Source organism: Rhodococcus daqingensis (genome assembly GCF_042665615.1).
Lineage (GTDB): Bacteria > Actinomycetota > Actinomycetes > Mycobacteriales > Mycobacteriaceae > Rhodococcus_G > Rhodococcus_G daqingensis.
On sequence record NZ_JBHTCS010000001.1, the window covers coordinates 150102 to 163313 of the forward strand.

General features: G+C 69.2%; 13 protein-coding genes. 7 read left to right on the forward strand and 6 right to left on the reverse strand.

All coding sequences use genetic code 11. From position 1 onward, the window contains the following. Nucleotides 1-116: 116 nt before the first annotated feature. From ACFQS9_RS00750 to ACFQS9_RS00765, 4 genes are read left to right on the forward strand one after another with little or no spacing between them, the layout of a single operon-like run. The gene (locus tag ACFQS9_RS00750) at nucleotides 117-1397 is read left to right on the forward strand and encodes a flavin-containing monooxygenase (protein ID WP_378400544.1); all 1281 of its coding nucleotides are present in this window, start codon (nucleotides 117-119) and stop codon (nucleotides 1395-1397) included. Beyond that, a complete protein-coding gene (locus ACFQS9_RS00755) occupies nucleotides 1394-2194 on the forward strand; it encodes an SDR family NAD(P)-dependent oxidoreductase (protein ID WP_378400546.1) in 801 nt (266 codons plus the stop codon). Before ACFQS9_RS00750 ends, ACFQS9_RS00755 begins: the two co-directional genes overlap by 4 nt. Next, complete coding sequence (locus ACFQS9_RS00760; protein WP_378400548.1) at nucleotides 2194-2967, forward strand: acetoacetate decarboxylase family protein; 774 nt, start codon at nucleotides 2194-2196, stop codon at nucleotides 2965-2967. Before ACFQS9_RS00755 ends, ACFQS9_RS00760 begins: the two co-directional genes overlap by 1 nt. A gap of 2 nt (nucleotides 2968-2969) precedes the next feature. Next, the gene (locus ACFQS9_RS00765) at nucleotides 2970-4193 is read left to right on the forward strand and encodes an NADH:flavin oxidoreductase/NADH oxidase family protein (RefSeq protein ID WP_378400550.1); all 1224 of its coding nucleotides are present in this window, start codon (nucleotides 2970-2972) and stop codon (nucleotides 4191-4193) included. Between the two features lie 76 nt (nucleotides 4194-4269). Here ACFQS9_RS00765 and ACFQS9_RS00770 read toward each other — a convergent pair whose 3' ends face one another. Continuing rightward, nucleotides 4270-5847: an AMP-binding protein gene (locus tag ACFQS9_RS00770; RefSeq protein WP_378400552.1), complete on the reverse strand. Its 1578-nt coding sequence runs from the start codon at nucleotides 5845-5847 to the stop codon at nucleotides 4270-4272. A 144-nt stretch (nucleotides 5848-5991) separates the two neighbouring features. On the opposite strand from ACFQS9_RS00770, the gene ACFQS9_RS00775 reads away from it, so the two are divergent. Then, nucleotides 5992-6747: an FAD-binding oxidoreductase gene (locus ACFQS9_RS00775; RefSeq protein ID WP_378400554.1), complete on the forward strand. Its 756-nt coding sequence runs from the start codon at nucleotides 5992-5994 to the stop codon at nucleotides 6745-6747. Between the two features lie 68 nt (nucleotides 6748-6815). On the opposite strand, the gene ACFQS9_RS00780 is transcribed toward ACFQS9_RS00775, so the two are convergent. Continuing rightward, nucleotides 6816-7670, reverse strand: a complete 855-nt coding sequence (locus ACFQS9_RS00780) for a mycofactocin-coupled SDR family oxidoreductase (RefSeq protein WP_378400556.1) — start codon at nucleotides 7668-7670, stop codon at nucleotides 6816-6818. Between the two features lie 2 nt (nucleotides 7671-7672). Beyond that, nucleotides 7673-8473 carry a mycofactocin-coupled SDR family oxidoreductase gene (locus ACFQS9_RS00785; protein ID WP_378400558.1) on the reverse strand — a complete coding sequence of 267 codons (801 nt, stop codon included), beginning with the start codon at nucleotides 8471-8473 and terminating at the stop codon, nucleotides 7673-7675. A 131-nt stretch (nucleotides 8474-8604) separates the two neighbouring features. Here ACFQS9_RS00785 and ACFQS9_RS00790 point away from each other — a divergent pair, with 131 nt between their 5' ends. After that, nucleotides 8605-8889 (forward strand): putative quinol monooxygenase, encoded by a 285-nt coding sequence (locus tag ACFQS9_RS00790; RefSeq protein WP_378400560.1) that lies wholly within the window; start codon nucleotides 8605-8607, stop codon nucleotides 8887-8889. Between the two features lie 189 nt (nucleotides 8890-9078). Beyond that, nucleotides 9079-9972, forward strand: coding sequence for a tyrosine-protein phosphatase (locus ACFQS9_RS00795; protein WP_378400562.1), 894 nt, complete (start codon nucleotides 9079-9081; stop codon nucleotides 9970-9972). Between the two features lie 58 nt (nucleotides 9973-10030). Here the strand turns inward: ACFQS9_RS00795 and ACFQS9_RS00800 are convergent, their stop codons facing one another. From ACFQS9_RS00800 to ACFQS9_RS00810, 3 genes are all read right to left on the reverse strand, one after another. Then, nucleotides 10031-10522 (reverse strand): nuclear transport factor 2 family protein, encoded by a 492-nt coding sequence (locus ACFQS9_RS00800; RefSeq protein WP_378400564.1) that lies wholly within the window; start codon nucleotides 10520-10522, stop codon nucleotides 10031-10033. A gap of 99 nt (nucleotides 10523-10621) precedes the next feature. Beyond that, the gene (locus tag ACFQS9_RS00805) at nucleotides 10622-11356 is read right to left on the reverse strand and encodes an ABC transporter ATP-binding protein (protein WP_378400567.1); all 735 of its coding nucleotides are present in this window, start codon (nucleotides 11354-11356) and stop codon (nucleotides 10622-10624) included. After that, nucleotides 11353-13212 (reverse strand): branched-chain amino acid ABC transporter ATP-binding protein/permease, encoded by a 1860-nt coding sequence (locus ACFQS9_RS00810; RefSeq protein ID WP_378400569.1) that lies wholly within the window; start codon nucleotides 13210-13212, stop codon nucleotides 11353-11355. The genes ACFQS9_RS00805 and ACFQS9_RS00810 overlap by 4 nt, the downstream gene beginning before the upstream one ends.

Here is a 13212-nt window from a genome sequence, read left to right on the forward strand (position 1 = left end):
CCTAACCACCCACCAGGACCAGCACAGACACCGGCCCACTTGAAAAGCTACAGATGTGTATATACGGTCGTCTCACGCAATAGCTACACAACTGTAGTAATCGCGAGGGGCAGATCATGACGGACCGCTACTGCATCATCGGCGCGGGCTACGCGGGCAACGGGGTGGCGCGGGCGCTCGCACAAGCAGGCATCCCCTACGACCACCTCGAAGCCACCGATCACATCGGCGGGAACTGGGCACACGGCGTCTACGACTCCACCCACCTGATCAGCTCGAAGATCTCGACGCAGTACCCCGAGTACCCCATGCCCGAGCATTACCCGACCTTCCCCAGCCGGTCGCAGATGCTGCAGTACCTGAACGACTACGTCGACCATTTCGGGCTCCGCCGGCACATCGAGTTCAACGCCGAGGTCGTGTGCGTCGAGCCGATCGACCGCACCGGCATGGCCGGGTGGCGGGTGCTCCTCGCCGACGGAGAGGAGCGCGAGTACACGGGGGTGATCGTCGCCAACGGGCACTACTGGGAACGCAACGTGCCGGAGTATCCGGGCACCTTCACAGGGCGCCAACTGCATTCGAAGGATTACAAGCGGCCACAGGACTTCGGCGACGGCCGGGTGCTCGTCGTCGGTGGCGGCAACTCGGCGAGCGACCTCGCGGTCGAGGCGTCGGCGACCTTTGGTTCGGCCGACGTCTCGATGCGCAGCGGATACTGGTTCATTCCGAAGACGATGTTCGGCATCCCGAGCTCGGAGTGGGACCGAGTGTGGGTTCCGCTCGCGGTGCAACGGTTCGCCTTCAAACGCATGCTGCGGCTGTCCTACGGCAGCTACACGCGTTACGGACTCGAGCCGCCGAACCACAAGCTGTTCACCAAGGACGTCACCGTCAACTCGTCCCTGATGTACGCGCTGCAACACGGGAAGGTCAGGCGCCGAAGCCAGATCGACCGGTTCGAGGGCAACACCGTCCATTTCAGCGACGGGTCGTCGTCCGAATACGACACCGTGGTGTGGGCCACCGGGTACCGCACCCGGTTCCCTTTCCTCGACGAGTCCATGTTCATCTGGGAGAACGGCCAGCCGCTGCTCGTCGAGCACGTGTTGGTCCCCCGCTACGCCAACATCTACATCTGGGGACTCGTCGCACCCCGCTCCGGTGCGGGGAAGATCATCTCCTGCGGCGCCGACATGATCGCCGAAGCCCTGCCGATGCAGCCAATGCTGTCGGTCCCGCTGTCGGACCTGGCCGCCCGGCACGTCCGGGCCCGCAGCTCCATGCTCGCCGGATCGGCGGAGATCCTCGGCCGGATCCGGTTGCTGCGCCACGGTCTGCGCATCTACTCCCGCCGCCACGCCAAAACCTCTGTCAGTCAGGAGATCTCCGCATGAGCCTGCCCCCACCCACCGCACACAACCGGGCCGTCGTCACCGGAGCCTCGTCCGGCATCGGTGCAGCCCTCGCCGAGCGACTGGCGGCCCGCGGGTATTCCCTGATCATCATCGCGCGCCGGGAAGACCGGCTCCACACGCTTGCACAGCAACTCGGCGCGCACCACCGAGTCGCGGTCGATGTGCGCCCCTGCGACCTCGCCGACCGCTCATCTCGCGCGGAGCTCATCGAGGAACTCGCCGGACAGGACGTCGCCGTTCTCGCCAACAATGCCGGCTTCGCCACCTACGGGCCGCTGGCGACCGCGAACACCGACCGTGAACGGCACCAGGTGGAGCTCGATGTCGTTGCCGTGCACGATCTCACCCTCGCGGTGCTGCCCGGCATGCTCGAACGACGAGCGGGCGCGATCCTGGTCACCGGCTCGACGGCGGGAAACCAGCCCGGGCCCAACAACGCCACCTACGCCGGGTCGAAGGCATTCGCGAACACCTTCGCCGAGTCCTTGCACTACGAACTCAAGGGCACCGGGGTCTTGTGCACCCTGCTCGCGCCCGGTCCGGTGCGGACCGAATTCGCTCAGGTCGCAGAGCTTTCGGCACTCGACAGGCTGGTCCCCGCACCCCTGTGGGTGACCGCGGACCAGGCAGCGGAGGCGGCCATGACCGGACTCGCCAGGGGCAAACGCCGTGTCGTACCCGGGCCGTTCGCCAAGGCGCAGACGCTCAGCGGTCAGTACGGCCCACGCGGCGTCTCCGGGCCCGTGCTGCGGGCAGTCTACGAAAGGGCCCAGTGATGGGGTGGGAGCCGCTCGTCCGCACCGACGGCCGGGGGCTGCGCGGTGACCTGCGCAGGGCGCTGACCCTCGGCACGCCCCGCGGCACCCTCTACCGCAACGCGCACTACTTCACCGCCACCGTCGAGGTGGACCCGGTCGCGATGAGGCCGTGGCTGCCCCCGGGCATTCGGCTGGCCCGACCCGCCAGGTGCGAGGTCTTCACCGCGTACTTCCCGGACTGCAACTACGGCTCCGTCTATCACGAGGCGGGACTGTTCGTGCACATCAAGGCGGGACGCCGGACGGGCATCCACTGCCCCTGGATGATTCTCGACGACGACGTCGCCCTCATCCTGGGCCGGGAACTGCTCGGCTATCCGAAGAAGCTGGGCGAGATCGACTGGGCCCTCGAGGGAGACTCCATCGCCGCCACCGCTCGTCGCCGCGGTACCCCCCTGCTGTCGATGGCCGGCACCCTCGGCGACGTCATCTCCGATGCGCCGCCCATCCTCGGCCGACCCCACCGCAACGTCGCCGGGCTGATCGGGGCCGCGCTCCCCCGCGTCGTCGCCTTCACGCCGGGAGAACGACCGATCGAGGTGCGCCGGGTCGAAGACCTCACCCTGACGATCGGCGGCTCGGAACGCGATCCGATCGACCAGATGGGACTCGGGCGCGTGATCGAGGCGCGCCTGCACCGGGTCGATCTCACCGCGGCCAGACCCCCGATCCCGATCCGACCGCTCACCCCGCTGTTCACCGCCGCCCGTCTCCGACCGAGAGTGCTCTGACCATGACCGAGACAAGGACCTCCGTCCTCGCCGAACCCGTCGTCCTGCCCTGCGGCGCGACGCTGCCCAATCGACTGGCCAAGGCCGGGATGAGCGAACAGCTCGCCACCCGCGACGGCCGACCCACCCCGGAGCTGAACCGGCTCTACGCGACCTGGGGTCGCGGCGGCGCCGGCCTGCTCGTCACCGGCAACGTGATGATCGACCGAGCAGCCCTCGTCGAGCCCCGAAACATCATCCTCGACGACGAACGTGCACTACCCCAGATCCGCGCCTGGTCCGACGCCGGGCGGGCGGCCGGCAGCGCTGTGTGGATGCAGATCAACCACCCGGGACGGGTGGCCACCGTCCCGTTCACCCGACGCCCTGTCGGCCCCTACGCGAGTCGGGAACCGGTGCCCGGCTTCAACTTCCGCAAACCTCGCGAGCTCACCGGCGCGGATATCGAGTCCCTCATCCGGCGCTACGTCAGGACCGCGGAACTCGCGATCGCGGGCGGGTTCGACGGCGTGCAGATCCACGCCGCGCACGGGTACCTGCTCGCGCAGTTCCTGTCCCCGCTGGCGAATACCCGCGGCGACCGCTACGGGCGCGACGCGGCCGGCAGGCGGCGACTGTTGCTGGAGGTGGTCGCGGCGGTCCGCGCCGCCCTCGGCCCTCACGTCCCGATCTCGGTCAAGTTGAACTCCAAGGACTTCCAGCGCGGCGGCCTCGACGAGTCCGAGTCTCTCGACGTCGCGGTCGCCCTCGCCGACGCCGGAATCGACGTGCTGGAGATCTCGGGCGGCAACTACGCCGCACCCGCCATGACCGGGGTGCACCACCGTTCTCGCGAGGCCTACTTCCTCGACTACGGCACGCGGGTGCGCCGCCTGATCTCGACACCCCTGATGCTCACCGGCGGCCTGCGCAGCCGCGACACCATGGAGCGAATCGTGCACGAGGGCGCAGTGGACATCATCGGGATGGCCAGACCGATGGCAATCGTGCCCGACTACCCGGCCCGAATCCTCGCGGGCGAGCCCGAGCCGCAGCTACCGACCGGACCGCTGCACCTGGGCTACCGCCCCGCGGACGGCTACATACAGCTCGCCGCGCACGCCGCCCAGCTCCATCGGATCGGCGCCGGCCTGTCGCCGCTGGACGGTGCCGGGCTCGGCGCCCTGGCGCGATCCCTCGGGAGGCTCTCGTTGGCGGCCTTGACCCAGGCCACCGTTCCGCGCTGAGCACCACGGCGCGCCGTCGACCCACGCTGTCTGGGCTCGAGGTCGACGGCGCGCGTGCGTGGCACCGTTCGAGGCGCTACACCGCCCGGCTCGCGCCCTCCCAGTAGCGCGCCCGCAGCGCCTTCTTGTCCAGCTTGCCGAGCGGGGTCAGCGGGAGCGAGTCGACGAAGTCGATCGTCTTGGGCGCGTGCACCGCGCCCTTCGCGGACTTCACCCGCTCGACCAGCTCGGCCACCTCCACCGTCGCGCCGTCACGCAGCACGACGCAGGCCTTGACGGCCTCGCCCCACTTCTCGTCCGGCACACCGACAACGGCGACCGACGCGACCGCGGGATGGCCGGAGATGACGTCCTCGATCTCCCGGGGGAAGACGTTGAAGCCGCCGGTGATGATCATGTCCTTCTTGCGGTCGACGATGAACAGGAAGCCGTCCTTGTCCGCACGGGCGACGTCGCCGGTGTGCAGCCACCCGCCGCGCAACGCCTCGGCGGTCTCCTCCGGCTTCTTCCAGTAGCCCTGCATCACCAGCGGGCCGCGCACGCAGATCTCACCGAGCTCGCCGCGCGGCACCTCGTTCAGGTCGTCGTCGAGCAGCCGCACGTCCAGCCACGGCACCGGACGCCCGCAGGAGGCCAGCCGCTCGACATTCGCGGGGTCGTGTTCATCCTTGCGCATCACGGTGATGGTCATGCCGCACTCCGACTGCCCGAAGTACTGGAAGAAGATCGGGCCCAGCTTCTCGATGCCCTCGACCAGCCGCGCGGGCGACATGGCGGCCGCACCGTAGTACAGCGTCTGCAGGCTCGAGAGGTCCCGCTTGGCCAGGTCCGGATGGTCGAGCAGCATGTAGATCATCGTGGGCACGAGCATCGTCACGGTGATCTTGTGCTTCTCGATCGCCTCGAGGACGGCGCCGGGCTCGAAGGCGGGGAGCACGACCAGCGAGCCTCCGCGCATCAGCGTCGGCACGAAGAAGGCCATGCCCGCGTGCGAGAGCGGGGTGCAGGCGAGGAAGCGCATCTCCTCGGGCCACTGCCACTCGGCCATCTGGATCTGGGGCAGCGTGACGCCGGACTGGAAGGTGTTGATCACGCCCTTCGGCTTGCCGGTGGTGCCGCCGGTGTAGACGATGCTGCTCGGGTCGGTGCCTGCCACCTTCGCGGCGACCAGAGGCCCGGGGACGAAGTCGCCCACCAGGGCCAGCAGGTCGACACCCACCTCGGACGGGCCGAGCGAGAAGAGGTTCTTCAGCGACGGCAGCGACTCCTTGAGCTCCGCGGCGCGCCCCTCGAACGCGGTGGGATCGAAGATCAGCGTCTCGATCTCGGCGTCCTCGAGGATGTAGCGGTGATCGTCGAGCGATCCCATCGGCGCCAACGCGGTGTTGCGGCAGCCGAGGATCATCGTGGAACCGACGCTGATGAGCACCTCGGGACGGTTCTTCGAGAGCATCGCGACCGTGGAACCCTTGCCGATCCCCAGGGACTGCAGGGCCTGCACGAAACAGCTGATCTGGTCGCGCATCTGCCCGCCGGTGAGCACCACGTCGCCGAGGTAGAGGGCGGGACGGTCGGCGTTGCGCTCGAGCGCCGTGATCAGCAGGTCCGCCGTGTACTGCGGGCGGTGCAGGTCGGCGAGCTCGTCGGTGGTCATGTTTTCTCCGCTCTGACTGGGGGTCACGGCTGCCGGGCCGCGGCCGTGCGCGTGGCACGCCTCACATTAGAACGCAAACTGACACATGTTCTAGTGGCAATTGCATTTGTGCAGGTGCCAACCCCGCCGCGATACCCTCTGAGCATGCAGAACACGGGTGTCGAACAGCAGGTGTGGACCGCGACGGTGGTGGAGCACCATCGGCTGCGCACCGATCTCGCGGTGGTGCGATTGGAGGGTGAGTTCGTTCCGTTCAGCGCGGGGCAGTCGGTGTCGGTGACCGTGCCACAGAATCCGCGGGTCTCGCGGCGCTACTCCCCCGCCCTGCCGCCCTCGCTCGACGGCAAGCTCGAGTTCCACGTCAGGACGGTGCCCGCCGGCTGGATCAGCGGCGCGATCGTCGGCGACACCGCCCCGGGCGACCAGTGGCAGATCAGCGAACCGAGCGGGCACCTGGCCGTGGACGACTCCGGCCGGGACGTCGTGATGATCGCGGGCGGCACCGGACTCGCCCCGTTCCGCTCGATCCTGCTCGAGCTCGCGCGGCGCCCGAAGCCGCCCCGGGTGTACCTGTTCATCGGCGGCCGTCACCCGCGCGACCTCTACGGCTCCGACATGCTGTGGATCCTGGCCCAGCAACTCGACTGGCTCACCGTGGTGCCGGTCGTCGAGAACGTGCGGGACCCCGAGTGGGCCGACGAATGGTACGAGGCCACCCGGGTCGACATCGGCTTCGGCCCCGACGACATCATCGCGGGCACCCTGGCCGAGGTCGTCAGCTCGTACGGCGCCTACACCGACCACCAGGTGCTGGTCTGCGGCTCCCCCGCCATGGTGCGCTTCACCCTGCGCGCACTGATCGACAGCGGAACCCCCGCGGGCGCAATCCAGTTCGAATAGGCGCTCCGCGCCCGTGCGCGGTTGAAGAGTCCAGGGACTCGTCAACCGCGCACGGGCGGCGGAGCCGCCTACCGCCGGGTGCTGCCCGCGTCGACCGGGAGCGACACCGAGGTGATGTAGCGCGCCTCGTCGGACGCCAGGAACAGCGCGGCATTCGCGACGTCCACCGGCTCCACCCACGGGATCGAGAGCAGGTTCATCGTCGCGGCCGACTCGGCGAACTCCTCGCGCGTCGGCGGCCGGTCCAGGTCGGGGCGGAACTTCGTGCGCACGGCGTCGTTCTGGATCATCGGGGTGTCCACGTTGGTCGGGTGCACCGTGTTGACCCGAACCCCGTGCGGCGCCAGTTCCTTTGCCATCGAACGCATCAACCCGACGACCCCGTGCTTGGCCGCGGTGTAGTGCGCGACGCCGACCAGTCCGCGCAGCCCGGCGATCGAGCTGGTGAGGATCATCGCCCCGCCGCCCCGTTCGATCAGGTGCGGCGCAGACACGGCGCAGGTCTGCCACACGCCGGTGAGGTTCACGTCGAGCATGGTGTTCCAGGCCTGCTCGGTGAGCTCGAGGGCGGGCGCCGAGGAGGTGATCCCCGCGGTGGCACAGACGATGTCGAGGCCACCGAACGCCGCGACTCCCGCGTCCACCGCAGCGGACAGCGCCGCCCGGTCGCGCACGTCGACCTCGAAAGTCTCTATCCGCCCACCCGTTTCGCGCACGAGCGCCGCGGTCTCGGCGAGGTCCGCCGCGCTCGACGGCGGCGTGACCACCGTGTCGACCGGCCCGCAGAGGTCGACGGCGATCACGTCGGCGCCCTCCTGCGCGAACCGCAGTGCCTGTGCGCGCCCGATGCCGCGGGCCGCTCCGGTCACCAGCGCGACCTTGCCTGCCACCCGTCCGCTGGGAGTGGTCTCCGCTCGCGTCATCGTCACACCTTCTGCGTCAGGCCGGCGTCGACCACCAGCTCGGTTCCGGTGATGTACCGGGCTTCGTCGGATACCAGGAAGAGCAGGGCGTTGCTGACGTCGACCGATTCCACCCACGGCACCGGCAGCAGATGGTTGCGCGCGAGCACCTCCATCACGTCCTCCGCGGTGGGGTCCGCCAGGTCGGGCCGCAGCCGGGCGAAGGTCGCGGGGTTCAGCGTCATCGCGGTGCCGACCGCGCCGGGCAGCAGCGCGTTGACGCGAATCGACCTCGGCCCCAACTCGTTCGCGAGAGTGCGCATGAGTCCGATGACCGCATGCTTGCTCGCCGAGTAGTGGGCGGCGCCGGCAACGGCCTTCACGCCCGCGGTCGAGCTGACGATGACGACCGACCCGCCGTCGGCGCCGATCGCCGGGGCCGCGGCCTTGATCGTGTGCCAGACGCCGGTCAGGTTGATGTCCAGGGAGCGCTGCCACACCGGCGCTTCGATGGTCCACGCCGGGCCCGGGTTGTCGCAGACGCCCGCGTTCGCGACCACGACGTCGAGCCGGCCCAACTCGGCCACGCCCGCGTCCACCCCCGCCTGCACGGCGGCGAGGTCACGCACGTCCGCCCCGGCCACCGCCGCACGCCGGCCCGTCGCGGCCACCAGCCGTGCGGTCTCCGCCAGGTCGGCCGCCGCACCGGGGAGGTCCATCGCGATGATGTCCGCGCCCTCCTCGGCAAGACGGACCGCATGGGTGCGCCCCATTCCGTTGCCGGCGCCGGTGATGAGCGCGACCTTGCCCGCCATACGAGACATCGGTGTCCCCTTCCACGTGTGCACCCGACGCTAGGTGGGCACGCCGCACGGCTGACACAAGCTCTCCCGCGCAGCGGGAGATCCTCACGAACCCCTCCCTTCGCGCCGGTTGCCCGGGGCACTATTCGACCGTGCATACAGCTTTCATCCGAGTGAAGGTCGACCCCGCCGCCGCAGACCGGGCGGCCTTCGCCATGCTCGCGCTGGTCGAGCCCACCCTTGCCGAGCCCGGCTGCGTCACCTATGAGTTCTACCGGGATCACGACGATCCGTCGCTGTTCCTGTGCTTCGAGCACTGGCAGTCGCGTCAGGCGCTCGACGATCACGGCTCCACTCCCCATGTCACGGCATTCCTGACCGAGTTCGGACCGGTCATCGAACGCTGGGAGTCCAACCACGCCTCCGCACTGACCTGACGGATCGAGCGCCCGGGTTGCCACCTCGGTGACCACGGGCGCCGTTAGGGACCGACGATCCGCCCGGTGGCGCAGCAGAATCTCCGCCTCGACGGAAGTGGCCGTTCCACCTCGCGGGATGCCATGCGTCCCTATTATGTTTCATGCTTGAACGTAATTTAATCCGTTCACCTCAGTAAGGAGTTCGTCGTGGCACGTCATCTCCCCCGCGCAGCAGTCACTTCTCTCGTGTGCGCCTCGTTGTTCGCCGCACCGATGGCGGGCGTCGCCCTCGCCGATCCGGCGCCCGCCGCGCCCACGGGTTTCTCGTGGAGCCCCGGCCAGGTCGCCGACGCGCCCCGCCTGTCCAGCATGGACAACTTCCGCGACGTCGCCGGAACCGGCGCCGGCTACACGGGTTTCGGCGGCGAACACCTGAACAAGGGCGTGTTCTACCGAGCCAACGCGTTCACACCGAACGACGCCGACCTCGCCACCCTCGGCGGTCTCGGTCTGAAGAAGGTGTACGACCTGCGGACGGACCCCGAGGTCGCGGCGAAGCCCGACCGGCTGCCCGCCGGCGCGGAGTACGTTCGCGTCCCGATCATCTCGGGCGACATCACCAACGCGGCCCGCAAGCTCCGTTCGCCCGCCGAGGCCGTCGCGTTCATGGAGAACATGAACCGCAGCTTCGTCACCGGCGAGGCCGAACGCGCCGGCTTCAAGAAGCTGCTCACTGATCTCGCGAACTCGGCTGGGCCGCAGGCCTTCCACTGCACCTCCGGTAAGGACCGCACCGGGTGGACGTCCTACCTGCTGCTCAGCCTCGTCGGCGTCTCCCGCGACACCATCATGTCCGACTACCTGCTCACCAACGAGTACTCGGCCGGCTCGATCGCGGCCATGCGGGCGCAGATCGCGCAGGCCTACGGCGAGCAGGCGGCCATCATCTTCACCCCGCTGCTCGGCGTGCAGGCGAGCTACCTGAACGCCGGGATCACCGCGCTCGAGCAGCAGTACGGCTCGGTGCGCAACTACCTCAAGACCGGCCTGGGCCTGAACGACGCGACCCTCGCGAAGCTGGCCCTGCGCATGCTGGACTAGCGCGCACCGCCGGTGGCCGTGCAGAGGGGGGCGGCCACCGGCACCCGTGCAGCTCAGCTCAGTACGAGTAGAAGAACCCGCGGTCGCGGCGCACGGCCTGCTCACGACGACGGCCGATCCGCCAACCGTCGGCCGTGCGCCGGTACTCGACCGTGTAGTGGCCGGCGACGTGGGCGTGCAGCGTCTGGGACTCGGACCGGGAACCTGACCGGAACTCGAAATGCACACGGGCCGAGGCGGTGTCGCCGTCGAGCGTGATCGACGGCGGGCTCAGCAGGTGGATTCCCGTGGTGTGTGCGGTGAACTCGGTGCAGAACCGGCTCAGTTCGGAGTGTCCCCGGATCGTGAGCGCGGGGGCGTCGCCGACCGCGACCACCTCGAACACCCCGTCCTCGCAGAACAGTTCGGCCCAGGCCGGTCCGTCCCCGGCGTCCCAGGACGGCGCGTAGGCACCCTCGAGGCGGAGGATGGCGAGGGTGTCCTCGACGGCGCCGAGTCGCTCCTCGAGCGACCCGGTGGCCGGCACCGGCGGGGCGAGAAACGTCTGCACTTCACGACCTCCTGTATGTGTGCGAAACGGCGAACGGGAGTTCATGGCTCGCTTCGGATCCGAAAGTGAGCCATGAACTCCCGTTCACCCCATCAATGGTCAGACGCGACCGAAGTACGCGTCCCGCAGCACCGCGAGGTCGTCGATGTCGCCCGCGTCGGCGTCCATCACCACCTTGCCGATGTCGAGCACGGTGACGTGGTCGGCGACGCTCATCGCCGCCTCGACCGCCTGCTCGACCAGCAGCACCGCCAGCCCGGCCTCCTTGAGCACCTGGACCCGCTCCATCACCTCGTTGACGATCACCGGGGCGAGGCCGCCGGACGGCTCGTCGAGCAGCAGCAGCGACGGCTCGGCCATCAGGGCCTGACCGATCGCCAGCATCTGCTGCTGGCCACCCGACATCGACCCGGCCAGCAGCCCGCGCTTCTCCCCGAGGATCGGGAACAGGTCGTAGATGCGCGCCACCTCCTGCTTGAGCGCGGACCGCCGCATCTTCCGGACGTACCCGCCGAGGATGAGGTTCTGCTCGACGGTCTGCCGGTGGAAGACGCGTTTGCCCTCCTGCACGTACGCCATTCCCCGGCGCACCCGCTGGTGCGCGGGGAGCTTGGCGATGTCCTGGCCGTCGAACTCGACCGATCCGGCCGAGACCTTGTTCAGCCCGGAGATCGCGCGCAGGGTGCTGGTCTTGCCGGCCCCATTGCGGCCGAGCAGCGCGGTGACCTTGCCGGGCCACACGTCCAGCGACACATCCCAGACCACCCGCAGGTCGCCATAGCCGGATTCCAGGTTCCGCACGCTCAGAAGCGGTTTGGTGGTAGTGACGCTCATGACTTCACCTCTGTCGACAGTGCGGCCTCTTCGTCGGCGATGGTCCGCGCGCCGGTCTCCTCGACGCTGACGCCGAGGTACTCGCTGAGCACCCGCGGGTTGTGCTCGATCTCCTCCGGGCTCCCGTCCGCGATCACGGCACCCTGGGCGAGCACCACGATGCGGTTCGCGAGCTCGAGGACGAGTCGGAAGTTGTGCTCCACCAACACCACCGTGGCACCGGCGTCGCGCAGGTCGCGGATCAGATCCGCGAGCCGCCCCACCTCGTCCTCGTCCAGTCCGGACGCCACCTCGTCGAGCAGCAACACCCGCGGCTCGGACACCACGGACCGTGCCACCTCGAGCAGCCTGCGCATGCCGAGCGGCAGCGCGGTTGCCGTCTCGTCCCTCAGGTGCGACATGCCGACCATCGCGAGGGCGCGCTCGGCCTCGGCCAGGTCGGCGGCGCGCACCTTGCGGTAGCGCGGCAACCGCAGCACGGTCTCGATCATCGACACCCGGTCGGTGCTGTACCGGCCGGAGGCAACGGCCTCCAGAACGGTGACGTGCTCCGGGATGTTCGGGGTCTGGAAGGTGCGGGCCACACCCACGCGGGCCACCCGATCCGGCGACAGACCCTGAACCTCCGCGTCGCCGATGAGGATCCGGCCGGAGTCCGGCTTGTAGAAGCCGCAGATCATGTTCAGGGTGGTGGTCTTGCCGGAACCGTTCGGCCCGATCAGCGCGGTCACCTGTCCGGGTTCCGCGCTCAGTACCACCTCGCTCAGCGCCTGGTTGCCGCCGAACGCCTTGGAGATGCCGTCCACCACCAGACGCTGGCCCGCCATCGGTTCCATCGCCGGGCGCGGCCCGCCCGCGGCCGGGTCCGCCGCCCGCGCACCGGTCAGGCCGGCCGCCCGGTCCAGCCGAGTCAGTGCCGCCTTCCCGATTTTTGCCAGACCACCGCTGAGCAGCACCCCGCCGACGATGAGGAACCCACCGTAGAAAACCAGCGCGTACTCCTGGAAGTCCGCGGCCTGGTTGGGGCCGAACTGGATGATCGCCGCGCCGACCACCGCGCCGTAGACGCTCGCCGCGCCGCCGAGGATGCAGGCGGCGAGAACCGCGGTGGCGAAGGTGAACCCGAACGCCTCGGGCGAGATGAACATGTCGATGTTCGCGAACAGCGCGCCCGCGAGCCCGGCCGGGAGCGCACCGATCGCGTACCCGAGCAACTTCATCCGGAACACCGAGACACCCACCGAGGAGGCCAGCAAGGGGCTCTGCTTGAGGGTGCGGAAGGCGATGCCGTGCCGGGACACGACGAGATTGCGCATCACCGCGAACCACGCGATCGTCACCACCACGACCACCAGGTAGAACTCGTTGTTCTCCGGGTCGAGCACATGACCGAACAACGTGGCGGGCTCGATGCCGGTGAGCCCGCTGCGACCACCCGTGCTGTCGCCGAACACGGCGATGATGTCGGGAACGAGCAGCACCAGGAAGAACGACGTCATCGCCAGCGACCAACTGCCCAGCCGCAGACCGGGGATGCCGGTGACGATGCCGACCGCCAGTGCGACCAGGCCCGCTGCGACGAGCTGCAGCACGATGTCGGTGTAGCCCGCGATGGACATCAGGCCGGCCGTGTAGGCGCCTGCCGCGTACATCGCGGCCTGGCCGAGCGCGAGTTCGCCGGCATAGCCCAGGCTCAGGCTCAGCCCGCTGACCACCAGCGCGAGGATGCAGGCGAGCTGCACCTGCCTGGTGGTCGCGAAGTCGAGCCCCAGCGCGGGCAGGAAGAGCACGAGGACGGCGAGGGCGAGCGGATAGCTCCAACTCGGGACCGCCCGAAGGGAACGCCAGATCTGCAT

Excerpts from the sequence above, each read along its gene's own strand:
- ACFQS9_RS00750 (WP_378400544.1), top strand. The coding sequence starts at position 117 with ATGACGGACCGCTACTGCATCATCGGCGCGGGCTACGCGGGCAACGGG.
- ACFQS9_RS00755 (WP_378400546.1), top strand. The coding sequence starts at position 1,394 with ATGAGCCTGCCCCCACCCACCGCACACAACCGGGCCGTCGTCACCGGA.
- ACFQS9_RS00760 (WP_378400548.1), top strand. The coding sequence starts at position 2,194 with ATGGGGTGGGAGCCGCTCGTCCGCACCGACGGCCGGGGGCTGCGCGGT.
- ACFQS9_RS00765 (WP_378400550.1), top strand. The coding sequence starts at position 2,970 with ATGACCGAGACAAGGACCTCCGTCCTCGCCGAACCCGTCGTCCTGCCC.
- ACFQS9_RS00770 (WP_378400552.1), bottom strand. The coding sequence starts at position 5,847 with ATGACCACCGACGAGCTCGCCGACCTGCACCGCCCGCAGTACACGGCG.
- ACFQS9_RS00775 (WP_378400554.1), top strand. The coding sequence starts at position 5,992 with ATGCAGAACACGGGTGTCGAACAGCAGGTGTGGACCGCGACGGTGGTG.
- ACFQS9_RS00780 (WP_378400556.1), bottom strand. The coding sequence starts at position 7,670 with ATGACGCGAGCGGAGACCACTCCCAGCGGACGGGTGGCAGGCAAGGTC.
- ACFQS9_RS00785 (WP_378400558.1), bottom strand. The coding sequence starts at position 8,473 with ATGTCTCGTATGGCGGGCAAGGTCGCGCTCATCACCGGCGCCGGCAAC.
- ACFQS9_RS00805 (WP_378400567.1), bottom strand. The coding sequence starts at position 11,356 with ATGAGCGTCACTACCACCAAACCGCTTCTGAGCGTGCGGAACCTGGAA.
- ACFQS9_RS00810 (WP_378400569.1), bottom strand. The coding sequence starts at position 13,212 with ATGCAGATCTGGCGTTCCCTTCGGGCGGTCCCGAGTTGGAGCTATCCG.